This window comes from Paenibacillus sp. PvP094 (assembly GCF_040546835.1).
GTDB lineage: Bacteria > Bacillota > Bacilli > Paenibacillales > Paenibacillaceae > Paenibacillus > Paenibacillus illinoisensis.
On the sequence record NZ_JBEPOM010000001.1, the window covers coordinates 2,468,597 to 2,495,213 of the forward strand.

Sequence of the window (26,617 nt, forward strand, 5' to 3'; positions counted from 1 at the left end):
ACGCTATGGCATTGCTGACATTGGATCGCGTATCGGTGGCTTACGATAACCAGACGATCCTGAAGGATTTTCAATTGGAGCTGGAAAAAGGTAAGCTGCTCTCCCTGCTCGGACCGAGCGGTTGCGGCAAAACAACTACGCTGCGCCTCATCGCCGGATTCCTGGAAGCATCGCAGGGCAAGTTTATGTTCGGCGGCAAGGACTATACGAAGGTTCCGGTAAACAAGCGGAACTTCGGATTTGTATTTCAGAGTTATGCGCTGTTCCCGCATCTGTCTGTCTATGACAACGTGGCCTTCGGCCTGCGGATGCGCAAGGTAAAAGATAAAGATATCTCTGCACGCGTTATGCGCATTCTGGAAGTGGTGAACCTGAACGGCTTCGAGAAGCGTTTTCCGCAGGAACTGTCCGGTGGACAGCGGCAGCGGGTGGCGATTGCACGTGCACTCGTAATCGAACCGGATCTGCTGCTGTTTGATGAACCGCTCAGTAACCTGGATGCCAACCTGCGATTGAACATGCGGGTGGAGATTCGCCGGATTCAACAGGAGCTTGGTATTACAACGCTGTATGTATCCCATGACCAGGAAGAATGCTTCTCGATCTCGGATCAGGTAGCCATCATGAACAAGGGCGTTGTCGAGCAGCTTGATCGCCCGGAGACCATTTTCAAATATCCGGCAACGGAATTTGTAGCCCAATTTATTGGATTCCATAACTTTATTGAATTTGCTGAACGCAGTGATGCTGGAGATCAGATCTCGTTGAAAGCAGGAGGTCGTCTGTTTACAGCGACAGCCCATCCTGGAACGGCACGTCCCGGCGCTCGCAAAGGCGCAATTCGTCCGGACGATCTGATTGTCAGTGGGGATACGTCAGCGGATCTGGCCAACGCGTTGCCAGGTATCGTGAAGGTGAGTACGTATCTTGGACGCAGCTATCAATATGTGATTGAGACCGAACTCGGTGATTTTACGGCAAACCAGGAGATGGAGACACCGTACCTCAGCGGGCAGCGTGTCAGCCTGATTTTCCCGCAGGACAAGCTTGTCCTCGTAGAATAGCAGCAATAATTGTGAATAGCAGCAGGAAGCAGAAACAGAAGCAGCAAAGGCAGCATGCTGCATGATTGGATATGCAGCATGCTCAAAAGAAGGAGATTATGCCCCATGCGTGCAGATCAACTGATTGTGAATGTAAATGTGTATAACAGTTATTATAAACGGTTTGAATTGAATAACGTCGCTGTACTTGACGGCAGATTCATGTATGTCGGATCCGGCGGTCCTGAGCTGATTCAGGCAGACGAAGTGATCGATGCGCGGGGAAGATACATGATTCCTGGCCTGATCGATATTCACCTGCACATTGAGAGTACCATGGTGACGCCGGCTACCTTTTCCCATGGCCTGATCCGCTGCGGGGTAACGTCCATTGTAGCGGAACCGCATGAGATGGCCAATGTGTTCGGACTGGAAGGTGTGCAGGAGATGATGGCTGCGAGTCGTGAGACCATGGTCAACATGTTCTATGCCATCCCGAGCTCCGTTCCGGCAACGCCAATGGAAACAACGGGCGGATCTATTGAGATTGAAGATATGGATGTACTTCTCGCAACCGGAGAGATCATCTGTCTGGGTGAAATCATGAACTATGTGGATGTCATCCGTGACCCGGAATGCAAGACCAACCAGATTCTCCAGCATATTCGCCAAAATTACCCGGATCTCGTGATCGAAGGTCATACACCGAAGTTGCTAGGGCTGGATCTGCACCGATTGATCTATGCAGGTGTGGACTCGGATCATACCCATCAGAGCATTGAAGGACTGCAGGCGCGGATATCGGCAGGCATGTTCATTGAGATCCAGGAGAAATCGATGACCCCTGAGGTTATGGATTTACCTGATTCAGCATGATGTAGCTCAGCATTTCTGCTTCGTGACGGATGACGTTATGCCGGACTCCCTCGTGGAACGAGGTCATCTGGATCATATTGTGCGTAAGGCCATTCAGATGGGCATGCGTCCGGAAGATGCCATTTACGCAGCAACGTCTACTCCGGCATCCCGAATGAAAATGACGGATCGGGGCAGCATCGCCCCAGGCAAGGTGGCGGATTACGTTCTGGTATCCAATCTGGAAACATTGGCGATTGATCAAGTGTACAAAAATGGCCGGAAAGCTTATGACGACTACGAACCGTATAAGCAGGAACGGATGACGGGGCAGTTCCCGCCCCATTTCTATAACAGTGTACAATTGGACAAGCTGACAGCAGAGGATTTCACGATTTCATTGAGCGATCCCAAAGTCAGGGATGCTGCTAATCAGGCGGAACAAGATTCATTCAACTGCCGTGTAATGATGGTGAAGGACGGCTCGACCTTCGTGGAAGAACATATCGCAGAGGTTCAGGCAGCGAGTGGCGAACTTCAGTGGGAAGATAGTGGATACGGACAGATTGCTACCTTTGAACGATATGGGGTGAACGGCAATCGGGCACATGGTTTGATCGGTGGAGATACGATTAAACGGGGAGCTATCGCGACGACATATTCACATGATAACCACAACCTTCTGGTCGTGGGTCGCAATCGTGAAGATATGATTCTGGCGGCTAACACGGTCATTTCGAGCCAGGGTGGATTCTGTGTGGTAGAGGATGGCAAAGTGCTGTCTCATCTTGAACTGCCTGTAGGCGGCATTTTGACAGAAGAACCGCTCGCGGTTGTGTCTCATCAAGTGAAGGAATTGCGGGCAGCCATGCTCTCCCTTGGTTATGTTCACTATAACCCGATCATGTCGATCAGCACCCATTCCCTTGCAGTGAGTCCTGCGCTGAAAATTACGGATCACGGTTTGATTGATGTAAATGCAGGCAAGGTTGTACCGTTGGTTGTAGAGTGAATGGATAGTTCTTTCAATTGAAGAACATGAATAGGTAGGTATACTGTAGAAAGAGTGCAGTATATCTACCTTTTTTGCAGTTGGTTTAAGGCGAGATAAACATCAATCTTTCTTTTCACGTTCAATGTTCATTTTTACTGCTTCTTCATTTTTATGAGCATGACTGCGTGGTACACTGACCTTATTGCACACCCTGTCATCGGGATTACGATTAACAGATAGCTGGAAGAGGGTTTGGCATCGTAAGTATAATAGGCGTAAACTAGTACAAATGCAGCAACCACGAAAAGAATGAGATTTAAGACTAAGCTATAGATATTTTGTTGTTTCTTTTCTTTCGGGTATGTGGAGAATGTCATGCAGTTTGGCTGCCTCCTTGCAAATTCGTTAAAAAGTTATTGTATCATTTATTAAAGTTGGTTCCCATAATATTCAAATCGCTTATTAATTTTATAAGTGAAATATAACTCACTTCATTGAAGATAGAGAAGGAGGTCCATTATGTTATCCAAAGACCAACCTCAAAAAGCCATATTTTTTGATGTGGATGATACATTGTATGACCACTTGCAGCCCCTTAGAGGAGCATTGCAGGAGGTTCTTGGTCTAGCCAATGATGTTCCTTATGCCGAGGTTTATCACCGATTCCGCTACTACAGCGACTGGTTGTCCGATCAGGAGGGTCTCTCTGCCGTTCCGGAAGCAGAAGCCGTAGAACGGATGCGCAGACGCAGATTTGAACTTACGATGAAGGAGTTTGGGGTACCCTTGATTGAAGGGCAGGCTGAAGCACTGCAAGCGCAGTATCTGAGCAGACAGTTTCAGATTCAGCCATTTGATGGTGCTTATGATCTGATGAGGAGCCTTATGGCAGACGGACACTTTGTAGGACTCATCACAAATGGTGAGGGAAGACATCAGAGACGCAAGCTCGAAGCACTGAATGTGTTTGACATCGTCCCGGAGGAGCGAATCTTCATCTCAGGAACCCTCGGGTATGCCAAGCCGGATCGGCAATTGTTTGAACATGTGAATAAACAGACAGGCACGGATACTCGCTCCAGTTATTATGTCGGGGACTCATGGCGTAATGATGTAGTAGGTGCGGTAAACGCCGGATGGAATGTCATCTGGTTCAACCATCGGAATGCTCTGCCAGAATCAAACCATCAGCCCCATCATGTGGCACGTGATTATAATGAAATAACTCGCATTCTTACATCCGAGTTTGTTCTACAATAAAGAGTCATAGTGTTTTAGCAGCCCTGTTTGCCATACTAAGGTAGGTAACAGGGCTATTTGGATTGTGGAAAATGTGAGGATAATCGCTGCACATCAAGTGAATCCGAGGTATAAATGTGGTGTGTAATCTGACAAGCAGCAAGATCTCGCTTCTATTAGAAGATGAAGTGGAACTTCATGGAATCTTCATTTGGAAGAGCAGGCAAAAGCCTTCACAAAGTAGGTAGGCGGTGTTATAATTAAAACAAGATTTAGATTAAGTCTAAATTAAAGAGAGCAACAAATATCAGAAGTCATTCATTGAATTAAAATCACATTATATTGTATTTGAGAGGGGAACCTATCCATGAGCACAATTCAAACAACTAACACTTTTACAAACCACACCGCAGCATTACAAGACGTCCTGAACCGCCAGATTGCAGGCTGGTCTGTATTGTATACGAAACTGCATCATTTCCACTGGTATGTTCAAGGACCCCATTTCTTCACACTGCACGCCAAATTCGAAGAATTGTATAACCTGGCTACTGCGAACATGGATGAAGTCGCTGAACGCTTGCTTGCTATTGGTGGACGTCCGGTAGCTACGATGTCCGAACAGCTTCGTTTGTCTCCAGTTGATGAGGCACAGGGCAAGTTGTCTGCTGAGCGTATGGTAGAGTCGGTGGTTGCTGATCTTCGCACCATGGTAGAAGTGATTGAGCAAGGCATCCATGCAGCTGGAGAAGCAGAGGATAACGCTACGGAAGATATGCTGATTGGATTCACAGCGGCATTGGACAAAGAAATCTGGATGTTAAACGCATTTCTGGGCAAATAAGCTAAGATAACCCGCATCCTGACAACGATATGTAGAGTCCGTGAACAAAGTCCCCGTTCGCTTACAAATCCGGTGTGCTTGCCGTATAATAGTGGCATTCGAGATGTACAGATTGGTGGAATGAATGATGCGGACAGACCTGGATCCATTGCAGGGAGAAGCTGAACGGTTTATATATACATGTTATGAAGAGCTGGGCCATTCGCGAGAAGACGCGGAGGCCCGGCTTATTGCTGTTCATCAGGAGATTGAAGATACGGGCACGTATGTGCATACGACCGAAGAACTGGAGCACGGCTGCAAAATGGCATGGCGGAACAGCAACCGCTGTATCGGACGATTGTTCTGGGACAAGCTGCGGATCGTGGATGCGCGTCATGCAGACACAGCCGGAACTGCTGCGGAGGCCGTGATGAATCACATCCGACTGGCATCCAATGGCGGTAAGATTATCCCGATGATCACGATTCTTCCGCCGAATGGGCCAAGCGGAGCTCCTGTACGGATCTGGAATCACCAGCTTATCCGTTATGCTGGGTACGAGACGGAACAAGGTATCATTGGAGATCCTGCATCCCTGGAACTGACCAAGGCAGCCATGTCACTTGGCTGGCAAGGGGCAGGGGGAGATTATGATGTATTACCGCTCATTATTCAGGCGCAAGGGCAAGCTCCCGAGTGGTATGCTGTACCCCATGAGGACATTATCGAAGTGAACATTGAACACCCCGAGCGAGCTGAAATTGCCGAACTCGGCATGCGTTGGTACGGTGTACCGATGATTGCGGATATGCGGCTTGAGATTGGAGGCATCTCTTATCCGGCTGCGCCGTTTAACGGCTGGTATATGGAGACTGAGATTGGTGCACGTAATCTGGCGGACACCTTCCGCTACAATAAACTGCCTGCAGTGGCGGTAGCACTCGGACTGAACACTTCCAGCGAAACGACGCTATGGAAGGATCGCGCACTCGTTGAATTGAATGTAGCCGTACTGCATTCCTTCAAGAAAGCAGGCGTCAGCATGGTGGATCACCATACGGCAGCGTCGCAATTTGCTTTGTTTGAGCAGCGGGAGGCAAAGGCAGGGCGTGAGCTGACTGGAGACTGGGTTTGGCTGATTCCGCCTGTTTCTCCGGCAACGACGCACATTTTCCACAGCTCCTATCGCAATGAAATCGTGAAGCCGAACTTTTTCCGTCAGGAATCAGCGTATACACTAGATGGAGCACCATCTGGAGCTGAACCAGAGAATGCTGAACAGCAGCATACGGATGTCAATTACCATCGGCCGCAGGCTGGAGATTCATCCCTGAGATGCCCGTTTGCACACTAGATGTGCGAGCGGGTTGTTTTTTTGTCTTTTTTCATCAGCTCAAGGTCTACAAAATAGGAAAGAATAAAGGAAAATTTTTCTCTATATGGGTATGTAAAACTCTCCTATAATGAGTCATGAATTTACATAGGAGGGGATAAGCGATGGGTTACATTGAAACGCTGCGGGGTATGATTGGCAATGCTCCTGTAATTTTGGTGAGACCGAGTATTCTCATTTTGAATAAGGCTGGTGAAATTCTGTTAGTTCGGTATAGTGATGATACCTGGGGAGTGCCCGGTGGATTCATGGAATATCGTCTCTTTAATAGGAAGAAAATAAAAGGATAAAGACCGCCCACTCATGTGAGCGGTTTTGTACGTTATCCCTGTTTCGCTCTGTACCTGCTCCGCATCACTGCCTGAACGGCAATAGCAGCAGCGATCAGGACGAGATTGAACACAAACACGGCGTAGAGCGAAACGTACTCTACAAGCAGCGCAGCAATCAGAGGGGAAACGATGGAGCCGATTTCGGCCGCAGAGACGATTTTGCCAATGACCTCGCTTCTGCCTGCATCAGGGATATGGTCCCCGATATGAGCAAAAAAGGAATCCATGTAACAGGCACCGCCAACCCCGCCAATCAGCATGCCAATGTAAACCCACGTATAAGAAGAGGTGCTTAGAAAAACAACCACTTCAATGCCAATCATCAGCATGCCGAGCATGCAGAGCAGCAGTCGATCACCCATCCTGTCGGATAGATAACCGGCTACGGGTGCAGCAGCGAGCGTGGAGATGCCAGCCACGGTAAAAGCCAGGCTGGTCGCAAATGGGTCCCAATGCATCATGTGGGCTGCATAGAGAGCGAAATACGTCAGAAATACCGCATAGGCACTCATTTCGAGGAAATGTACCGTACCGTAACCGATTAACTGCTGTCGCGGGGTTAACCTTGCCCGAGAGCCTGCATGGGTATGATCGGGAGCACTGGATGTTGGAGAAGCAGCAACCGTTTCGTGCACAGCAATATCGTTGATGGTGGTATCCTTAGAAGCCGAAGGGAGGAGTTTATTCTCATGGGCATGATTTATCGGAATGTCTGGGTCTGTCTCTGAGTCCAGATCTGGCATCTGCTTGCGCTCGTCGGTTGTAAACATCTGTTTAGCTTCTGACGTACTCTTGATCCCCATAGCAGTACCCATGGCTATCAGGCAGCATAGCGTAACGAGCAGAAATGGAACCGATAACGGCCAGTGCAGGGCAAGCCAGCCGCTAATCACCGGCCCAAGCACCATGCCTCCACCTTCACTGCTGCTGATATATCCATTGTACAGACCGCGGTTATCCGCATTGCCCCCATCCCCGATGATGGATCGGACAATGACGGTGAGTCCGGTGGAAGCGAGTCCCTGCAGCAGCCGCAGCAAACCAAACAGAAGTGCAGCAGAAGAGACGGCGAAGCCGCCCATACAGACAGCGAGAATGAACAGCATGACGATTAAGGCCCGTTGACCTCCCAATTTGCGGTAGAGTGCCGCAGCCGGAACCCCTCCAATGACTTTTCCGACATAAAAGAGTGCAAAAATAACCCCCATCATCCAGCCGGACAGGCCGAATTCCTCAATAAATAAAGGAAACAGGGGGAGGATCATGAAACCGCCCATCTGACTAAGAAAACAAATGATCATCAGCAAAGGCAGATTACGGCGAATGTCCACGTTCAGACTCCTTTCCTACGGACTCAGGTAAGCCCAAGAACCCTCCAATCGCTTTATAGAATGCGTAGATATCGACATATAAACGTAATGTATGCAGGATTTGTGAAAATAAGAAGAAAAGACATCCTGCGTTTACATCAAAACCATTGCGGATATAGCTGAATCATATATAATAGATGGGATTTGTATTAACGATGTGTTTATAGAAAGTGTACAGGGAAGTTGTACCTCAAGTTTAAGGGGGCGAGATGAAACATGTCAGATCAACAACCAATTATCCGGTTCGACCGGGTGACCCAGCAATACGATCAGGATGAAGCCGTATTGAAGGAAGTCAGCTTTGAGATTGAGCGGGGTAAATTTTATACGCTGCTTGGCCCATCGGGCTGCGGCAAAACAACGATATTAAGGCTGATCGCCGGCTTTGCGGAGCCGACTCAGGGCAGCATTTATTTTAACGGAGCATTGATCAACCGTGTCCCTGCCCATCAGCGCCAGGTTAATACCGTATTTCAGGATTATGCGTTATTTCCACATTTGAATGTATTTGAGAACGTGGCTTTCGGTTTGCGGATCAAAAAGATGAAAACGGCTGAAATACGCAGCAAAGTGTTGGAAGCCCTCAAATTCGTCAACCTGTCCGGGTATGAAAACCGCGAGATTGGCGAAATGTCCGGTGGACAACGTCAGCGGGTCGCTATTGCACGTGCGATTGTCAATGAACCTGAGATCCTGCTGCTGGACGAGCCATTGTCTGCACTCGATCTGAAGCTCCGGACCGAAATGCAGTACGAGCTGCGTGAGCTGCAGCAGCGTCTGGGCATTACGTTTATTTTCGTTACGCATGACCAGGAGGAAGCGCTGGCCATGTCGGATGAGATTTTCGTTCTGAACGGCGGCGTGATTCAGCAGAGCGGTACGCCGAATGACATCTATGATGAACCGATTAACCGTTTTGTGGCGGACTTTATCGGTGAATCGAACATCGTATCTGGCAAGATGAAGCAGGACTTCGTGGTGGAATTCGCTGGTGCACAGTATGAATGTGTCGACCAGGGATTGCAGCCGAACGAGCCTGTTGAGATCGTGATTCGTCCGGAGGATCTGGAGATTACGACCGAGGATCAGGGCAAGCTGAAGGTCAATGTTGACTCCCAGTTGTTCCGCGGGGTGCATTACGAGATTTCCAGTTATGACGATGCAGGGAACGAATGGCTGGTGCATTCCACGAAGAAAGCTGTCGTGGGCGAACGTATCGGGCTGTATTTTGATCCGGAAGCCATTCACGTCATGCGCTTCAACGAGACCGAAGAGGAATTCGACAAACGACTTGAAGCCTACCAAGAGGCCGTCCATGCAGAGTAAGGCGAGTACACGCAATGCGTATCTGATTCCATATGTATTATGGATGGTGCTGTTCGTTGTCGCTCCGGTACTGCTGGTTGTCTATTATTCGTTCTTTGATGTAGAGGGCAATTTCACGTTTGGCAACTATGCTCGGTTTTTCACGCCCGTATATATGCAGATGACACTGAGTTCATTCTGGTATGCCCTGCTGATTACGGTGTTTGCCCTGCTGGTTTCGTACCCGACGGCCTACTTGCTGACCCGGACGAAGCACAAGCAGCTGTGGCTGCTGCTTATTATTTTGCCTAGCTGGATTAATCTGTTGTTAAAAGCCTATGCCTTCATCGGCCTGTTCGGAACATATGGCCTGACCAACTCCTTGCTTGAAGTGATTGGCATCGGTTCCCAGCAGATTCTGTTCACCGATTTCAGCTTTATTTTTGTTTCGGTGTACATCTTCATCCCGTTCATGATTCTCCCGATCTTCAACGCGCTGGAAGAGATGAACCCTTCGCTGATCTACGCGGCGCGGGATCTCGGGGCTTCATCCTGGCTGACGTTTCGCCGGGTTATCTTCCCGCTGACGCTCACTGGAGTCAAATCGGGATGTCAGGCTGTATTTATTCCTGCGTTGTCGCTATTCATGATCACCCGCCTTATTGCGGGTAACCGGGTTATTACGCTGGGAACAGCCATTGAACAGCATTTCCTCGTCACCCAGGACTGGGGGATGGGGTCGACGATTGCTGTCTTTTTGATTATTGCGATGGCGATCATTATGTTTCTGACCGGATCAGGGAAGAAGGAGGTGCGTAATGGGAAGAAACGGAAAGCTGTCTAACGTTTATCTGGCTGTCGTATTTGCGATTCTGTACGCACCGATTGCGTACCTGATCTTCTATTCCTTCAACAGCGGCGGTCACATGCGTAACTTTGAAGGGTTCACACTGGAATGGTACAGGGAAGTATTTGCCGATACCCGGCTGCTGATCATTGTACTGAATACCTTTATTATTGCGCTGCTGTCATCGGCCATCTCGACGATCCTTGGCGTGGCCGGAGCCCTCGCGATCTATCATGTGCGGCGTAAACGGACCAAGAATACGCTGCTATCTCTCAATAACGTATTGATTGTAAGCCCGGATGTCATCATCGGTGCATCCTTCCTGATTTTGTTCACCATGATCGGGATCAAGCTGGGCTTCACATCGGTCCTGCTGTCCCATATCGCGTTCAGCGTGCCGATTGTTGTCATCATGGTGCTGCCAAAACTGCAGGAAATGAGCCCAACGCTGATGGATGCGGCGCGCGATCTAGGCGCAGGCTCATGGCAGATCCTCACACGTGTAGTACTGCCATACGTTAAACCGGGGATTTTTGCCGGGTTCTTCATGGCGCTGACGTACTCCCTGGATGACTTCGCGGTAACATTCTTTGTAACGGGGAACGGGTACTCGACGCTATCCGTAGAGATCTATTCCCGGGCGAGACAGGGTGTATCGCTGTCCATTAATGCGCTGTCGACACTACTCTTCCTGCTGACGGTGCTGCTGGTTATTGGCTATTACTTCATTAACCGCCGCGCTGCACGGACACCTGCCGGAAGGGGGCTGCGTCCATGAAGCAACTGGTACGGACATTTGCGATTGTCTTTGTGGCAGCCTTTGCCCTGATGATCCTGGCCTCCTATCTCAACAAGAGTCAGGGATACTCGGGCGGCAATACGCTGACCATCTACAACTGGGGCGATTATATCGACCCGGATCTGCTGACTGAGTTTGAAGAGGAGACAGGCATCAAGGTCATCTACCAGACGTTTGACTCCAATGAAGCGATGCTCACCAAGATTGAGCAGGGCGGAACAACCTTTGACGTAGCGATTCCTTCTGAATATGCGATTAGTAAAATGAAAGAAGAGAACCTGCTCGTTCCACTTGATCACAGCAAATTAACCAACCTGGACAATATAGATCCTGATTTCCTAAACTTGTCCTTTGACGAAGGCAATCAGTATTCCATTCCGTACTTCTGGGGAACGGTGGGCATTGTCTACAATCCTGAGCTGGTTGACGGATTGACGTTTGAGAGCTGGGATGACCTGTGGGACCCACGTCTGAAAAATCAAATCCTGCTGCTGGATGGTGCCCGTGAAGTCATGGGGATGGGACTGAACAGTCTGCATTATTCCCTGAATGACACCAATGAAGACCATCTGCAGGAGGCGCTGGCGAAACTGTCTACCCTGACGCCTAACGTCAGAGCCATCGTTGGTGATGAGATCAAAATGCTGCTGGCCAATGAGGAAGCGGCGGTGGGACTCGTCTGGTCCGGAGACGCTTCGGAGATTATGGATGAGAACGACAAGCTCGATTACGTGGTGCCTGAGGAGGGATCGAACCTCTGGTTCGATAATATGGTCATTCCGAAGACGGCAAGCAATATTGAAGGAGCACACCAGTTTATCAACTTTATGCTGGACCCGGATCATGCTGCACGTAATGCCGAATATGTCGGATACTCCACACCGAACGCCGAGGCACTCAAGCTGCTTCCAGAGGATATCTCCAGTGATGAGCGGTTCTATCCGGATGATTCACTGACAAGCAAGCTGGAAGTGTACGATAATCTGGGTAAAAAAATGCTTTCACATTATAACGACCTGTTCCTTGAGTTTAAAATGCACAGCAAATAACAGCTGATCGGCCATAACAGATGCCACACGAGCTGCATACTAGGCTGTATCACACCTGCATATATGCTTTTAAATCAAAATCCCCTGAATCCATTTAAAGGACCAGGGGATTTTTTTCTGACTACCCACACTCTAAGCAAACAGCTCAGGTTGTTGCCATAACGGGTTTACACATAACGGAGAGGACAGACAAACTGGAGAAGCGAAGCGTGCGCCTAAAAGCTTTCTGAAAGAAAGCTACTTCGGAAGCATAAGCTATTCCCGGATTTTTCCCTGTCCAAGGGGGAATCAAGGAAATCCGGGAATAACAGCGATCGGAAGTTGTCTGTCCTCGGAGTGGTTTAGTGTAAACGATATTTGGCCTACATGTTTCTTTTGCGACCCACAATTAACCAAGCCCCGCCCATAATCAGTACAATGGCCACGAACGGCTGAATAAAGGACATACTGCTCAGCATCGAACCGATGGACATAACCGTGAAGAAGAGCAGCGAGATCACCGTCAGGATGTTGATGGGGATGAGCAGCCACTTGTTTCGTCCGCCAAACCAGTACAATTCAAACAAACCTACAGCAACGGCAAGGATAAAGCCAGGCCACATGGTGCTCCAGTTACCAAAGAGCATGGCGATCTGGCTGACTACGCCGGCAGTCAGCAAAATACCGCCCGGTACAAGCAAGCCCACCCCTCTGCCAATCATGGAGAAGTACAGCCAGTGGAAGAACAGGCCGAGCGGAATTACGAACAGGGTAGGCCAGAAGTTGGCAAAGATCGTACCCGGACCGAGTGAACCTCCCTGGTTTAGGATCAGGTACACGCCCAGCAAAATGAGCACAGGCGCCAGGATCGTACGTTTAGCCATGATATCTCTCCTTTTCATCGTTTCATTAGAGTCATTCCGAACAGACATGTAGTCTTTTTTCTCGATACACACAGCATACCATGAATTGGAATTATCCATCCTCGGTCTTTGGCGTTAAAAAGAACCTAGACTTAAGTCTAGGTAGGGCCCCCATGATCTTGGCATCAACTAGCTGTTACCTCGTTATTCCCTGAGCAAAAGGCCTATGGAGATTCAGGCCCGTCCGGCCCGGTATTGCCCGGGCGTCTGTCCGGTCCATTTTTTGAAAGCATTCTGAAATGCACTTTGCTCGGAAAAATGAAGGGCATAGGCAATTTCACCGACAGAATACTGTCCTTCCCGCAAAAAATTCAGGGCAAGCTCCTTCCGTACCTGAACGGAGATCTCATGGTACGTCGTACCTTCTTCACGCAATCTGCTTTGAAGTGTGCGAATGCTCACGCCGAGATGTTCTGCGGTGTGTTGTAATGTGGGAAAGGAGGTAGGAAGGCTGTCAATTAGCCAGCGGCTGACCTTGCCAGAGAACGTATGAGAAGGCTGCAGCAGATCCTTGCTTTTCTCGGCCATCGTTTCAAACAGCTGCAGCATCTTGGCATCCGAATAGAGAACAGGCTGACTGAGAATGTCTTTGGGCAGACGCAGCAGATTATGGTCATCACCGAATTGGGGAGCTACGCCGAACATGTCAATGTATGGGCTGAGATTTCCCGTATTATCCGGAGCCTCATGGCTAAAATGAACCTCTTTTACCATCACCGGGCGATTTGCCAGTTTGCGGATAAGATACAAGACGGATACGGACATGTCTTCCACACAATGACGGGACATCTGCTGCGGCGATTGCAAAAACAGACGGAGAACCACATCCTGACCATCTATCTCCCAATCCAGATTAAATCCGCTGTACAGAATGATATTATACCGCTGATATGCAGCGAGGGCGTCACCGATCGTTTGGGAATGCATCATAACGTATCCGAGAATTCCCAGGTCCGCGAAGTCGAGAAGTAAGCCTTGATGTAAGCCGAAGTACAGATCATTTGAGTATGAAGAAGCCTTTTGTAACATTTGTTCCAGTTTCTCGACCGATATTCGGGCTTCAGCATGCTGCAATACAGCCGGGTCAAAACCGGCGAATTTGAAAAATCCTTCGACCTCATATCCTTGATGAACAAGGTTTTTCATGATGGGATACAGCAAAGAAATGGATACTCCGATATTGTGGTTGTTCATGTACCTCCATTTGCGCGAATGAGCAACATTTTCGGCGCCCTCGATCATTTGTTTCGATGTAAAGTCACCTTATGATAGGGATACGCCAGCTTCTTCGGCTTTCATTTATTATACAGGAGGAACCCAAGTATGAAATCCAATATTCTGGTGATTAATGGCCATCCTGATCCAGAGAGCTATTGTAGAGCATTATCCGATGCTTATATCCAAGGCGCCCGGAAATCCGGCAGTGACGTGAATTTGCTTGATTTGAGCCAAATGGAGTTTAATCCAAACCTCAAATACGGTTATCGTAAACGGACGGAACTTGAGCAGGATCTGGTCAAAGCCCAGGAATTAATCCGTCAAGCCAATCATCTGGTGTTTGTATATCCTTTGTGGTGGGGAGCGATGCCGGCTGTTCTGAAAGGATTTTTCGACCGTGTATTCCTGCCGGGCTTTGCCATGAGATACCGGAAAGGCTCTCCCCTGTGGGACAAATTGTTAAAAGGGAAGTCCGCGCAGCTCATTGTAACGATGGATACACCCCGCTGGTATTATCGTTTGATGTACAGGCAAGCCGGCCATCGGATCATGAGTTCAAATATTTTAAAATTTTCCGGTGTATCCCCGGTCCGCGTTACGGAGATTAGTCCGATCAAGGGATCTACCGAAGCATTCCGGCTAAAATGGCTGAGGAAAATTGAGGAAATGGGGAGTAAACAGGGAAAGAGATGATAAGGCACCTACCCCGGTGATAGGCACTAATTCTAATAGTTCAATTGAAGTCCTGAATCCAAAGGCAATGGTTGAAGATTGTTCGTTGAACACGCAGCAAGCCCACTCCTCCTGGAGTGGGCTTGGTCGGTTTTGTTATACATTGAAAAGCAGGTTATTTTACGACATCCGAGTGTTTCTTGCCCCAGCTTTTTACCCCATCATCTTCGATAATGGAAATGGCTGCATCGGCAATATCCGGATTGGTCATCAATTTCTCCTGAACACGGAACTTGATATCGTCGGCATCGGCCAGAGACAGTCCTTTGGTCAGCTCAATCAATCCCTCAACATGGTAATAACGACCTTCCTGGATAATGCGCATCATCTGGATATCGGCCACATGGGAGTCTGCCAGGATGGTCTGGGACACTTTGTCCTCAATATCCTGTGGTGCAGCTACCCCAATGAGTCCAATCATATTGTCGTATCCGACCCGGAAAGCTACGGCAATCATCAGACAGCCGATCAGGGTAGTCACAATGCCATCCAGCAATGCGAAGTTGGTCAACGCAATGACAACGACAGAGATCAGGGCGAGCGTTGCCCCGAGTACAGCTACCACGTCTTCGTAGAACACCAGTCGTGTTGGTGGTGCAGCACGTCCGACGTTTTTGATCGCTGCAGGAACTAGGGCGAAACCGGACGCCTTGGGTGCACGTGCTTCCACAAGAATTTCTTTCATGGCTTTGATCAGGATGGCGCCGTCAATCACAATGTTCAAGACGAGCACACCGATGTTGATCCAGAGGCCGCCTGAATGACCAGCAGGATGCTGCAGCAGGTGAATTCCTTCATGGATGGTTTCGTAGGCCATAATCGTAACCACGATAACGGCAATCATGCAGAAAATGTTGATGACCCGTCCGAATCCGGTCGGGAAGCGGCGTGTCGGTTTTTTCTCGGACAGCACACTACCGACGAAGACGAATCCCTGATTGATGGCATCAGCGAGCGAGTGCATGGCTGAGGCAAACATGGCCCCGCTGCCGCTGAATAAAAAGGCTCCTCCTTTGCACAAGGCAAGTACGGCATTACCTGCCATAGCTACGGCCGAGGACGTATTTCCTTTTTTGACGAGAGACATAAAGCTCTCTGACTTTGCTTGATCAGCCACGTTGATTGTTCCTCCCAGAAGATTTGATAGGTGTAAAATTCAAGCTTCTTAGTTACATCTTGTGCATTACCACTAAATGTTATTATAACCCGCTTTACATATCCCAGCATTATGCAAAAAAGGCCATATTATTATATGGACAAAATTCAGAATATTGAATACGAGTAATTCATCCATATTTGATTCCTAAGAAAGCCATGCAAAAAAGGCACTCCTTAAGAGTGCCGATCGATGTATTCCTTGCAATCCATATGAATATTTAATGCTCAGATTTAATCAAACTTCCAGCAGGACAAGCTTAGATTGCCATATTGATATGCTTTGAACAGCAAGGATGCCCTCTGGGTCTGATCGCCAGCTCCCATAGCCAGCAGCAGGGGGACAAAATGCTCTGGTGTAGGGACTGCAGCACGAGCGGATGGTGCCACCTTGTCATAAGCGAAGAGGGCTTCCGTATCCCACTGGACAAGCTTGTCCTCCAGCCATTGGTCAAACTCCATGGCCCAGGAGTCCACGCCGTTACTTTCCCAGTTCAGCTGGCGCAAATTGTGGACTGTGCCGCCACTGCCAATCACAAGGATATCCTGTTCGCGAAGTGCAGCAAGTGATTTACCGATCTGATACTGCTGCTCATTCGTCAAGTAGCGATTCACGGAAAGTGCAATGACCGGGATATCCGCATCCGGGTAGAGCAAGCGAAGAACAACCCAGGCACCGTGATCCAGCCCGCGCACGGAATCAGCCTCAGCGGGAATGCCAGCCTCCACAAGCAGACGAAGAACATCTGCAGTTGTCTCAGCGTGACCTTGAGCCGGATATTTGATCTGATACAGTTCCGGCTGGAAACCGCCAAAGTCATAGATTGTCTCATATTGAGCCGTAGAGGATACAAGTTGAGTTGCAGACTCCCAATGGGCGGAGAACAAGACGATGGCTCGCGGTTTGGGCAGATCCTGTCCGAGTTTTTGCAGGAATTCGGTATAAACATTCTCCTCCAGTGCAAGTGAAGGTGCACCATGTGCGATAAAGAAGGAGGGCATCATTATGCATTCAGTCCTTTCGTATTGACGGCAGCCAGTTCAGCATCGCTGCGAAGCCATAATTGGAATTGATCGTAAAGCTCTGCGGTGACGTGATGTCCGCCATGATAAGGAACGTAAGTTACACTTCTAGCATGTTTACGGAAATAATTCGCATTGTCTTCACCCAGTTGCAGGGGAAACATGTGGTCCTGGTCTCCATGGGAGATAAATACGGCTAACGATGTTCCAGGCTCTATAGGATATTCGTCTTTTACAAATTGCGGAATGTATCCGCTCATGGCTACAATTCCTTTGATAGCATCGCCCATGATCAAGGAGAGCGTCATCGCCATAATGGCACCCTGACTGAAGCCCGCAATATAACGTCGCTCCGGATCAATGGCATATTCAGAGGACAAATCTCCGATCAGCTGCTGCAACCCCTGAACCGAAGCGTCAAACAGCTCACGAACAGGATTACCAATGCTTTTGATTTGAAAATAGGCATAACCGCTGCCCTGAACAAGGGGTCCCCGAACAGCTACGATAATAAAATCGGATTGCAGGGGTTCCATTAGACGAAGCATATCCTGCTCATCCGAACCCATGCCATGGAGGGCAAAAATAACGGGATATTGCTGATCTGTATTGTAATTCGAAGGCAATCGAACTTCATAAGTAAATGATGTATTCATTGGAATCACCGCCTGAAGAAAGTTATATTATAGTAGTTCACTAATATGAAATAAATATTCTTATTTATGAACAAAATTTATCATGGATCCATTGTAGGGTCAATATTTTTTTTGTATTATGAAAATATGTTACGTATTAGAATATCTAAATAAATACTGAAATAACGTTGCTGATTGTGATGTTTATATTAAGCCCGAGGATGTGATCAGGATGCTGCAAGGGATCGTGCCTATTTTGAGAATATTTGATGAGGATAAGGCCAAAGAGTTTTACGTCGACTACCTGGAGTTTGTCGTAGATTGGGAGCATCGATTTGAAGAGGGGATGCCCTTATATATGCAGATATCGCTTGATTCCATTGTTCTTCACCTGTCCGAGCATCACGGCGATTGTACTCCGGGAGCTGCGCTGCGAATTGAAACGGATGATCTGGATGTGATGTGCAGCCGGCTTAATCAGAAAAAATATAAACATTCCAGGCCGGGGATCACGGATACACCTTGGGGAATGCGGGAAATGACCGTGACCGATCCATTTGGCAACCGGATCATTTATTATGAGTCTGCCAGCGGACAGACTGAGGATTTGGCAAGAGAAGGGTAGGAGAAGCATTATGGATATTGGCTTGGCCATTCGGACGATTCGAAAACAGAAACAGATTACGATTATGCAAATGTGTGAGGGAACGGGATTATCGAAAGGGTTCATCAGCAACGTGGAAAATAACAAAACATCACCCTCCATTGCTACACTCGAAAGTATAGCGGATTATCTGGAGGTTCCCCTGCCATACCTGCTGCTCGCACCTGAACAGCGAATGAACGTCGTACGCAAGGACGAACGTCAGGAAACGACTGCCGGAAGCGGGTCAATCAAGGTACAGCATCTGACGGCAAAGGGAGCCATGCGCATGTCGATTGTGGAACTGCCGCCTGGTGTTTCCACGGGGGTTAACAAGCATGCCGGGGAAGAGAGTCACCTTGTCCTACAGGGCAGGATTCGTGCAGCTCAGTGTGAGGACGTTGAGATATTGGAAGTTGGGGATTCGTTTAGCTGGAATGCCATCGTTCCCCATGAGGTAACGAATATTGGAGATGAGACAGCAGTCGTATTAATTGCGGTGTCCAAAGAACTGGATCTGGACCGTTTGTGGAACCAGTAAGGTAGGGGCATGCTTGTGTATTGCAATATGGAACAGACCGCCGGGACTTTCCGAGCGGTCTGTTTGCATTCCTCTTGGTTGTTTTACTGTGGATTGGTTGTCCAGATTCCTGCCGCTTTAACAAATACGCGGTCTGACAGCTTAAGCGTTGCCAGAGCAAGCTCGGCTACATCTTCCGCTTGCATCATGCGATCCTCGTCTCCGATTTTCAGACCTGCATTCGTAGCAAGCTCTGTATTTACCGTACTTGGTGTCAATGCCGTTACACGAATGTTGGATTTGCGTACTTCCTGCATCAGGGATTCTGTCATCCCGAGCAGGGCGAACTTGGATGCACAGTATGCCGAACCTGTAGCAAATCCGCGTTCGCCTGCAGTGGAAGCAATATTAATGATGCTGCCGCTGCTTTCTTTAATCATGCTCGGCAGCACGGCACGCGTGACGTAATATGTACCCATAACGTTGACATGCAGGATGCGCTCCCATTCTTCCGGCTCCATGTCGAGCAAGGTGCCGAAGCTGGCAATACCTGCATTATTGATGAGAATGTCAACCGCACCAAGCTCCATTTCTAGTGCTGCTACCGCTGCTTCGGCCTGTGTACGATCAGAAATGTCAGCTACAGCACTTGTGACTTTAATGCCATATGCCTCGCTTAACGTTTGCTGAAGGGCCTCCAGATCAGAAGCCGTACGTGCAATCAAGCCGAGATGCACACCTTCCTTGGCAAGTGCTTCGGCAATGGCGCGGCCAATACCTTTACCGGCGCCGGTAATGACAGCCGTTTTATTTTTAAGTTCCATGTGGGTAATTCCTCCTTATAGGTTGGACTGGCGTCTGATTATACTATATTACCCACAGTTCGGATATTTGCTTCATTACTATTTGGTGATTTTGATGCTGCCTGAAGTGGTACGGGCCTTGATGATTTCCTTGCTGTTCATCGGAGATTCCGGTACATTTACATCTCCAGAAGTGGCACGTGCGTCATAGACTCCTTCAAAATCTGTTGCAGCCTGAATATAGATATCACCCGATTGTCCCGATACATCCATTGGGGCAGTATGGGACTGTTCAATATGAATACTGCCAGAAGTGAAACGGACATTGGCGGCTCCGTTTAGCTGTGTGATTTTAACATCTCCTGATGATATTTCACTGTGCACATTACCTTCTAACTGATCTGCAGTGAAGCTTCCGGAGGTTTGAGTTACAGTCATGTCGCCATCAATAGTTGAAGCCTTGATGTCCCCAGAAGTGAGATCCAGATCAATACGCGGAGCCGCTATATTTTCCAGACGAATGGATCCCGAGGTATTGTTGAGCTCAAGTAGCTTGGCATGTAAACCGGCCAACTTCCAGTCGCTTGAGGATGAATCAAGTTTAACCTCATTTAATTGGTGACCTTCAGGCAGGGCTACGGTGATTTTGGAATCCCGATCATTCCAATACAGGGTAAGAAACTGTAATTGCTGACGTTCTGTCTGAACTAGCTTGAACGTGCCCCCTGATAACGTGGCCTGTTCGAAACTTTGGATGACAACCGGGTCCCATTTACCGTCTACCTCAATAAAACCATTGGAATCCGGGCTGACCACGAATTCGATATCTGCGCTAAAATTGGCATCCATAATTACATTTTGCAACTCATCATTTTTGAAATCCCACCGCTTGGAGTAAGCTTCCCGATCATCTCCGAACTGAACTCCATATATGGACGTTCCGAGCAAACCTATTCCGATACAGATGACAGCCACAGCCAACCACTTTTTTGTACTCATGCGGAAACGTCTCCTTTCATCGTCTTCTTGTTCCATCTAATGTATTGTAGCGTGACTGCTTTGAAGCCCTTGAATACCCGTTTCGCTGCGATAGCGAATAGGATACCTACACCAAATGCCCCGATCGCCACGAACAGCTCAGCTTTATCAAACTGACTAAGAAAGAGGAAATCTACAGCGGCAGCGACAGGGGCCAAGGCCAGCAAGGACATACTGGCGATAACAAGCCACAGCGACCAGAGGGTTAATCCCAGAGGAATGCCTAGAATCAAATTCAGAAAAATCAGGCCAACAGCCGTAAAAAAATTGCGAGCTGCCCGATTGCTGTTTCTTGGCGGCCGCATTTCACCATAAGTCGGGGCGTAGAAGGGATCTGAACCCGGCAAGTTCACGTCATAGCGGTCACCGAGTGCTTCCCGTGCAATCTCTTCCGGACGGCCTAACTCGAGGGCAATCTCCTCTTCGGTTCTTCCTTCCTGAAGCCCGAGCTCGAAGTGCTGATCATAGTCTGCGAGCAGCTCCGCGCGTTCCTGAGGCTCCATTGGCCGCAGATGGATTTCCATGGCCTGCATAAATTGTTGTCTATTCATTATGGGTTCCTTCCTCAATCAGATTTGCGACGTTGCGCACAAATTCATTCCATTCCGTAGTCAGTGCCTGCATGTAGTCACGACCTGTGTCCGACAGCTTGTAATATTTACGGGGCGGTCCCTCGCTTGATTCCTGCAAATAGGTGGTGCAGTACCCGTCTTGAACAAGTCTGCGGAGTAATGGGTACAGTGCACCCTCGGCAACTTCAATATGTTTGGAAACCGCCTGAGCCAGTTCGTAGCCATACCGATCCTGGCGGTTAATCAGCACCAGGACGCATAGCTCCAGCACTCCCTTTTTGAACTGGATGTTCACGTTCACACAGGTTCCTCCTTCATCCTTCATCAATCACTAGTGTATATTGTTCAGTAGTTGTGAAATCATAATAGCATTCAGTACTGTATATTGCAAGGTAGTGATTTTAAAATAGTTCCGGATCACGAATCGGCCTTGAATGAAGGCCAAGTGATGAGTGCTGCCTTATCGATTTCTCATAAGAACAGCATACGCAAAACCCGGGTATGATGCCTCCGTCTGAAGACGGAGGACCACCCGGGTCTGTAAACTGAATCTTTTCTGTTTATTCTGCAGCTTCAAGCACTTTAAGATCTTTGACGGCTGGTCCTTCAATCACTTTTCCTGCAAAGTCGAAGCGGGAACCGTGGCAAGGGCAATCCCACGAGCGTTCTCCTTCATTCCATTCCACTTCGCAACCCAGATGCGTGCAGGTTGTATCGACCAAAAACAATTTGCCGCTGGTGTCCTTGTAAGCACCGGCCCGTTTGCCGTTATGATGAACAACGGCACCTTCGTCATTGCCGATCTCGCTGACGTCCTTGTGAACGATGCCTACTTTTCCGGAGATCAACTCTTTCGCTACATTCGCGTTTTCGATGATAAAGTTTTTCATACCGGGATCTGTCTTGAATCTGGCTGGATCGAAGACAGCGGCATGGGGATTGTCACGACCGGTGATACGATCTGCCAGGATATGTCCGGCCATCGTACCAGTGGTCATGCCCCACTTGGCGAATCCTGTAGCGACATAGACTCGTTCATGCCTTCCGGTAATTGGTCCAATATAAGGCACCTTATCAATGGATATCAGATCCTGTGCGGACCAGCGGAATGGAATGCTGCGGATGCCGTATGTCTCCTCTGCGAAGCGCTCGAGGCGCTCATAATGACCATAGGTGCAGATTCCTTGTCCGGTTTTATGGTTTTCCCCACCGAAGAGGATGAGTTCCTTCCCTTCATGGAGCACCTTGCGAAGAGAACGGGCTGGCTCATCATCCGAGATATACATGCCGCCGGCATACGGCTTTTGAGGTTCTACTGCAACCGCATAAGAACGCTCGGCGTGCAACCTTGTGAAATAAAAACCGGGGTCATACACCGGAAAGTGGGAGGCAACAACAACATGTTCTGCTGTCACGGATGGACCATTACCATAAGTCCGTACATGAAGTGAAGCATCTTCTTCCACGTCGGTGACTGTCGTATGCTCATATATCTGAACGCCCTGCTTAACGGCAGAATCAAGCAAATGGTGTAAATAGGCGAGAGGGTCAAAGCGAGCTTGACCGGGCATCTTAATGCCTGCTCTCGATGGAACTTGAATCGGAAGCGGATCGACCCACTGGCCTGGAATGTTCAGCTTGCCGTAGGCGGTGAGCTCGATCTCCAGCTTTTTCAGATTATCTTCGGATTGAATGTACACATAGGCATCTTCTTCTGCCCACTGGCAATCGATCTGTTTCTCTTTTACGAGATTGCGCATCCAGTTGGCAGCCTCAGCATTGCCTTCATAATACATGCGTGCCTGTTCTTGTCCGAAGTGGTGAAGAAGTTCATCGAAAATGACCCCATGCTGCGCAGAAACCTTGGCTGTTGTATGTCCGGTTGTACCATCCAGTACTTTCCCGGCTTCCAGCACCACAACACGCATCCCGGTTTGGGCAAGCAGATAGGCTGTTGTGATGCCTGCAATCCCTGCACCAATAATGGCTACATCTGCACTGATATCTTCAGTAAGCTTCGGGTAGGCATCAAATTTATGAGTGGCCCTCCAGATGGATTCCGGTATGGGGGGCAGGCCCGTAGGGGGCTGTTGATTGTTGCTCATTCAATTGTCCTCCTTGATCTTTCTTCAGGTCAAAACTGAAATGGTTCGTATCCCACGTAAGCGCGAAGGGGATGTACTCCTATCCATGATTGCCACACTGCGTCAGAATATAACGAGGTGGCAGAGACTTTACTAATCATTGTTCACATTTTCCTGAAGAGGACCCCTATTTTTTTTGCCAGACATGCATTATGATAAGATTATCGAAACCGTTTTAGTAAATGTGAAAAGGTAACGTGTGCAGATGTGTAAACGCTGATTTAACAATGTTTTTACCTATATAAAACGAGTCGAAGATTTATCGGAGTGTACAGTGTTCACTACATTTTATGTATTCGCTATCATTAGCCAATAAACGATCTGAAGTGCAAAGGAGATTTCAACCCATGACTAATCAAACCAAATATCCATTTCAGGATACAACGCTCGAACTGGACGCAAGGGTTAAAGACCTGGTATCCCGTCTGACAGAAGATGAAAAGATCGAATCCATGCTGCAATACCAGCCAGCGGTAGAACGCCTGGGTATTGCTGCTTATAAACACGGAACAGAAGCCGCTCATGGCCTGGCATGGCTTGGCGAAGCTACATCCTTCCCGCAGCCTGTTGGACTGGCTTGCACATGGGATGCGGAACTTATGAAGGAAATCGGTTCTGTCATTGGGGACGAGGCGCGCGTGTTCTACAAACGCAATCCGGCTGTGAATGGTCTCACCCTGTGGGCACCTACAGTTGATATGGAACGTGACCCGCGTTGGGGCCGCAATGAAGAGGCTTATGGCGAAGATCCCGAACTGACTGCCGAACTTACCACAGCACTGGTTAAGGGGATTCAGGGAGATCATCCGAAATATTACAAGGCTGTTGCAACGCTCAAGCACTTCCTTGCCAACAATAATGAAGTGGATCGCGGAAGCGGCTCATCGAGCATTGATCCACGCAACATGCGTGAATATTATCTGAAGGCATTCGAGAAGCCGTTCAAGGAAGGCGGTGCGCAGTCGATGATGACCGCGTATAACTCCATTAACGGTACGCCGGCGCTGCTTCATCCTTTTGTGAACGAAATTGTCAAAGGCGAGTGGGGCATGGATGGTTTCATCGTCAGCGATGCAGGCGATGTGATGGGGATCAAGAACGATCATAAGTACTATGACTCCCATACACCGGGCACAGTGGAATCCGTAAAAGCGGGAATCGACAGCATTACCGATGATGCGGATCTGTCCAAGCAAGCGCTGCGTGAAGGCCTGGAACAAGGAACACTTACGATGGAAGATATCGACCAGGCATTGTTCAATACATTCCGTGTACGTTTCCGTCTGGGTGAGTTCGATCCGGCTGAAGGCAATCCGTATGCGTCCATTGGCGAAGAAGCGATGATGACAGAGAACGCGAAGGCCCTGTCGCTAAGAGCAGCAAGAGAACAGGTTGTATTGCTCAAAAACGATAAAGGCACTCTTCCGCTGGATAAAACAAAATCAGGCAAAGTGGCTGTCATTGGTCAGCTGGGTGGCACCGTTTACCGTGACTGGTATGCTGGCACCATGCCTTACAGTGTATCTCCGCTTGAGGCAATCAGCAGCAAGGTAGGCAGCGATAAAGTTGCGTTCAAGGATGGAAATGACCGGATTACATTGACTTCCGTAGCGAATGGAAAAGCAATCGGACTGGCTGAAGGCGAGAAGTCACCACTCATTGCATCGGGAGAAGCGGAGACATTCACGCTGACGGATTGGGGCTTCGGAAGTCTTACTCTGCAGGCAGAAAGCAATGGCAAATATCTGACCACGGACGAAGAAACAGTAACGGCTTCAGCAGATGAAGTGTACGGCTGGTTCGTGAAGGAAGTATTCCACTTGCTTCCGCAGGAAGATGGTAGTGTGGGTCTGACAACATGGAATGGCAAAACGGTTACCGCGCCAAATGGCGGAAACGATGCATTTGCCGTGTCAGAAGAGCTGAAGTCTTTTGGCGCGACCGAGACGTTTAAGAAGGACATCGTTGTGAACGGGCTGGATGAAGCTGTAGCAGCAGCGAAAGAAGCAGAAACGGCCATTGTATTTGTCGGGAACAATCCGCTTGTGAACGGGAAGGAAGAGATCGACCGTCCAAGTCTGGATCTGGCTGAATCCCAACAGCGTCTGGTTGAAGCTGTATACGCGGCCAATCCGAATACCATTGTAGTTATTGTGGGCAGTTACCCGTTTACATCCAATTGGGTTCAAGAGAACATCCCGGCTGTATTGTACACTTCCCATGCAGGACAGGAGCTGGGTACGGCTGTCGCCGACGTGCTTTACGGAGATTATTCGCCAGCAGGCCGTCTGAACATGACTTGGGTGCAATCCGCAGATCAGTTAACGGATATCAAGGACTATGACATCATCCAATCCGGACGTACGTATCAGTATTTTGAAGGTAATGTACTGTATCCATTCGGACATGGATTAACGTATGCTGCGTTCAAATACAGCAACCTGGAGTTGAATCCTGACCAAGCGGGAACAGAAGGAACGGTTAAAGTAACTGTCGACGTAACCAACACCGGAACCATTGCCAGTGATGAAGTGGTACAGTTGTATGTACGCGCCGGCAAATCCCGGGTGAAACGTCCACTTAAAACGTTAAAGGGATTCCGTCGTCTCTATGTTGAAGCTGGCGCAACAGTAAAAGTAAGTTTCAACTTGCCAGTACAAGAACTGGCCATCTGGGATGTCACCCGTGATCGTTATGTGGTGGAATCAGGAACGTATTCCATCATGGTCGGCAAATCGTCATCCGATATTCAGCTTGTTGCTGATCTGACGGTTGATGGTGAAACGATCCCTGCCCGTGATCTGAGCGTGGTGACACGTGCTGAGAATTATGATGCTTACTTTGGTGTAGATCTGGATGAGAGCAAAGAAGGTGGAACTTCTGTCCGTGTGACGGGTGAACAAGGATGGATTGCCTTCAAAGACGCCGATCTGGGTGACCACGCAGCAGTCATTGAAGCACGTGTATCGTCAGAACAGCCAGGTGCGACACTTGAAGTTCGTCTGGACGCAGTGGATGGTACACTGGCAGCACGTGTCGACATTGCACAAAGTGGTGCACAGCAATGGTCTACGGTAAAAGCGGATCTTCAAGGTGCAGCAGGTCAACGAGACATCTATATTGTATTGTCTGCGGGTGTACGCATAAGCCATTTTGAGATTCGCTAAACGAACGGATAGA

24 protein-coding genes and 1 pseudogene are annotated in these 26,617 nt (G+C 48.7%); 14 read left to right on the forward strand and 11 right to left on the reverse strand.

Translation table 11 applies throughout. The features are described 5' to 3' along the window. Positions 1-5 precede the first annotated feature (5 nt). The 6 genes and pseudogenes from ABIC22_RS11440 to ABIC22_RS11465 all read left to right on the forward strand — a co-directional run bounded on the left by ABIC22_RS11440 (position 6) and on the right by ABIC22_RS11465 (position 6,640). A complete protein-coding gene (locus ABIC22_RS11440) occupies positions 6-1,064 on the forward strand; it encodes an ABC transporter ATP-binding protein (RefSeq protein WP_153980281.1) in 1,059 nt (352 codons plus the stop codon). 105 nt (positions 1,065-1,169) lie between these two features. After that, positions 1,170-2,910, forward strand: a pseudogene (locus ABIC22_RS11445) (adenine deaminase). Between the two features lie 501 nt (positions 2,911-3,411). Beyond that, positions 3,412-4,152, forward strand: coding sequence for an HAD family hydrolase (locus ABIC22_RS11450; RefSeq protein ID WP_127537360.1), 741 nt, complete (start codon positions 3,412-3,414; stop codon positions 4,150-4,152). Between the two features lie 346 nt (positions 4,153-4,498). Next, complete coding sequence (locus tag ABIC22_RS11455) at positions 4,499-4,975, forward strand: Dps family protein (RefSeq protein ID WP_127537359.1); 477 nt, start codon at positions 4,499-4,501, stop codon at positions 4,973-4,975. 127 nt (positions 4,976-5,102) lie between these two features. Next, positions 5,103-6,311, forward strand: a complete 1,209-nt coding sequence (locus ABIC22_RS11460; RefSeq protein WP_127537634.1) for a nitric oxide synthase oxygenase — start codon at positions 5,103-5,105, stop codon at positions 6,309-6,311. 143 nt (positions 6,312-6,454) lie between these two features. Continuing rightward, positions 6,455-6,640: an NUDIX hydrolase gene (locus ABIC22_RS11465; RefSeq protein ID WP_354480889.1), complete on the forward strand. Its 186-nt coding sequence runs from the start codon at positions 6,455-6,457 to the stop codon at positions 6,638-6,640. Between the two features lie 32 nt (positions 6,641-6,672). On the opposite strand, the gene ABIC22_RS11470 is transcribed toward ABIC22_RS11465, so the two are convergent. Continuing rightward, entirely contained in the window at positions 6,673-8,013 is a 1,341-nt protein-coding gene (locus ABIC22_RS11470) for an MFS transporter (protein ID WP_354480891.1), read from the reverse strand. A 255-nt stretch (positions 8,014-8,268) separates the two neighbouring features. Between ABIC22_RS11470 and ABIC22_RS11475 the strand changes: the two genes are divergently transcribed. From ABIC22_RS11475 to ABIC22_RS11490, 4 genes are read left to right on the forward strand one after another with little or no spacing between them, the layout of a single operon-like run. Then, a complete protein-coding gene (locus ABIC22_RS11475; protein ID WP_127537357.1) occupies positions 8,269-9,378 on the forward strand; it encodes an ABC transporter ATP-binding protein in 1,110 nt (369 codons plus the stop codon). Beyond that, positions 9,368-10,201 carry an ABC transporter permease gene (locus tag ABIC22_RS11480; RefSeq protein WP_095360087.1) on the forward strand — a complete coding sequence of 278 codons (834 nt, stop codon included), beginning with the start codon at positions 9,368-9,370 and terminating at the stop codon, positions 10,199-10,201. Before ABIC22_RS11475 ends, ABIC22_RS11480 begins: the two co-directional genes overlap by 11 nt. Beyond that, entirely contained in the window at positions 10,176-10,982 is an 807-nt protein-coding gene (locus ABIC22_RS11485) for an ABC transporter permease (protein ID WP_095360086.1), read from the forward strand. The genes ABIC22_RS11480 and ABIC22_RS11485 overlap by 26 nt, the downstream gene beginning before the upstream one ends. Further along, the gene (locus ABIC22_RS11490; protein WP_354480893.1) at positions 10,979-12,052 is read left to right on the forward strand and encodes an ABC transporter substrate-binding protein; all 1,074 of its coding nucleotides are present in this window, start codon (positions 10,979-10,981) and stop codon (positions 12,050-12,052) included. The genes ABIC22_RS11485 and ABIC22_RS11490 overlap by 4 nt, the downstream gene beginning before the upstream one ends. 362 nt (positions 12,053-12,414) lie before the next feature. On the opposite strand, the gene ABIC22_RS11495 is transcribed toward ABIC22_RS11490, so the two are convergent. Beyond that, positions 12,415-12,915, reverse strand: coding sequence for a hypothetical protein (locus ABIC22_RS11495; RefSeq protein ID WP_127537354.1), 501 nt, complete (start codon positions 12,913-12,915; stop codon positions 12,415-12,417). Positions 12,916-13,128: 213 nt separating this feature from the next. Then, a complete protein-coding gene (locus tag ABIC22_RS11500) occupies positions 13,129-14,148 on the reverse strand; it encodes an AraC family transcriptional regulator (protein ID WP_354480895.1) in 1,020 nt (339 codons plus the stop codon). Between the two features lie 129 nt (positions 14,149-14,277). Here ABIC22_RS11500 and ABIC22_RS11505 point away from each other — a divergent pair, with 129 nt between their 5' ends. Then, positions 14,278-14,865, forward strand: coding sequence for an NAD(P)H-dependent oxidoreductase (locus ABIC22_RS11505; RefSeq protein WP_354480897.1), 588 nt, complete (start codon positions 14,278-14,280; stop codon positions 14,863-14,865). Positions 14,866-15,019: 154 nt separating this feature from the next. Here the strand turns inward: ABIC22_RS11505 and ABIC22_RS11510 are convergent, their stop codons facing one another. The 3 genes from ABIC22_RS11510 to ABIC22_RS11520 form a co-directional block, all read right to left on the reverse strand. Continuing rightward, on the reverse strand, positions 15,020-15,991 hold the full coding sequence (locus tag ABIC22_RS11510) for a cation diffusion facilitator family transporter (protein ID WP_127537633.1): 972 nt from the start codon (positions 15,989-15,991) through the stop codon (positions 15,020-15,022). Positions 15,992-16,293: 302 nt separating this feature from the next. After that, positions 16,294-17,064: a DODA-type extradiol aromatic ring-opening family dioxygenase gene (locus tag ABIC22_RS11515; RefSeq protein ID WP_354480899.1), complete on the reverse strand. Its 771-nt coding sequence runs from the start codon at positions 17,062-17,064 to the stop codon at positions 16,294-16,296. Beyond that, entirely contained in the window at positions 17,064-17,738 is a 675-nt protein-coding gene (locus tag ABIC22_RS11520) for an alpha/beta hydrolase (RefSeq protein WP_354480901.1), read from the reverse strand. Before ABIC22_RS11520 ends, ABIC22_RS11515 begins: the two co-directional genes overlap by 1 nt. Positions 17,739-17,949: 211 nt before the next feature. Here ABIC22_RS11520 and ABIC22_RS11525 point away from each other — a divergent pair, with 211 nt between their 5' ends. Both ABIC22_RS11525 and ABIC22_RS11530 read left to right on the forward strand, forming a co-directional pair. Continuing rightward, the gene (locus ABIC22_RS11525) at positions 17,950-18,342 is read left to right on the forward strand and encodes a glyoxalase superfamily protein (protein WP_354480903.1); all 393 of its coding nucleotides are present in this window, start codon (positions 17,950-17,952) and stop codon (positions 18,340-18,342) included. A 10-nt stretch (positions 18,343-18,352) separates the two neighbouring features. Beyond that, positions 18,353-18,901 (forward strand): helix-turn-helix domain-containing protein, encoded by a 549-nt coding sequence (locus ABIC22_RS11530; protein ID WP_127537348.1) that lies wholly within the window; start codon positions 18,353-18,355, stop codon positions 18,899-18,901. An 83-nt stretch (positions 18,902-18,984) separates the two neighbouring features. Here ABIC22_RS11530 and ABIC22_RS11535 read toward each other — a convergent pair whose 3' ends face one another. The 5 genes from ABIC22_RS11535 to ABIC22_RS11555 form a co-directional block, all read right to left on the reverse strand. Further along, positions 18,985-19,704, reverse strand: coding sequence for a 3-ketoacyl-ACP reductase (locus tag ABIC22_RS11535; RefSeq protein WP_127537347.1), 720 nt, complete (start codon positions 19,702-19,704; stop codon positions 18,985-18,987). 78 nt (positions 19,705-19,782) lie between these two features. Continuing rightward, the gene (locus tag ABIC22_RS11540; RefSeq protein ID WP_354480905.1) at positions 19,783-20,682 is read right to left on the reverse strand and encodes a DUF4097 family beta strand repeat-containing protein; all 900 of its coding nucleotides are present in this window, start codon (positions 20,680-20,682) and stop codon (positions 19,783-19,785) included. After that, positions 20,679-21,272, reverse strand: coding sequence for an HAAS signaling domain-containing protein (locus ABIC22_RS11545; protein WP_127537345.1), 594 nt, complete (start codon positions 21,270-21,272; stop codon positions 20,679-20,681). Before ABIC22_RS11545 ends, ABIC22_RS11540 begins: the two co-directional genes overlap by 4 nt. Continuing rightward, positions 21,265-21,594 carry a PadR family transcriptional regulator gene (locus tag ABIC22_RS11550; protein ID WP_127537344.1) on the reverse strand — a complete coding sequence of 110 codons (330 nt, stop codon included), beginning with the start codon at positions 21,592-21,594 and terminating at the stop codon, positions 21,265-21,267. The genes ABIC22_RS11545 and ABIC22_RS11550 overlap by 8 nt, the downstream gene beginning before the upstream one ends. A 259-nt stretch (positions 21,595-21,853) precedes the next feature. Continuing rightward, the gene (locus ABIC22_RS11555) at positions 21,854-23,398 is read right to left on the reverse strand and encodes an FAD-dependent oxidoreductase (RefSeq protein ID WP_354480907.1); all 1,545 of its coding nucleotides are present in this window, start codon (positions 23,396-23,398) and stop codon (positions 21,854-21,856) included. 386 nt (positions 23,399-23,784) lie between these two features. Here ABIC22_RS11555 and ABIC22_RS11560 point away from each other — a divergent pair, with 386 nt between their 5' ends. Continuing rightward, a complete protein-coding gene (locus tag ABIC22_RS11560; RefSeq protein WP_354480909.1) occupies positions 23,785-26,604 on the forward strand; it encodes a glycoside hydrolase family 3 C-terminal domain-containing protein in 2,820 nt (939 codons plus the stop codon). The last annotated feature ends 13 nt before the right edge of the window (positions 26,605-26,617 follow it).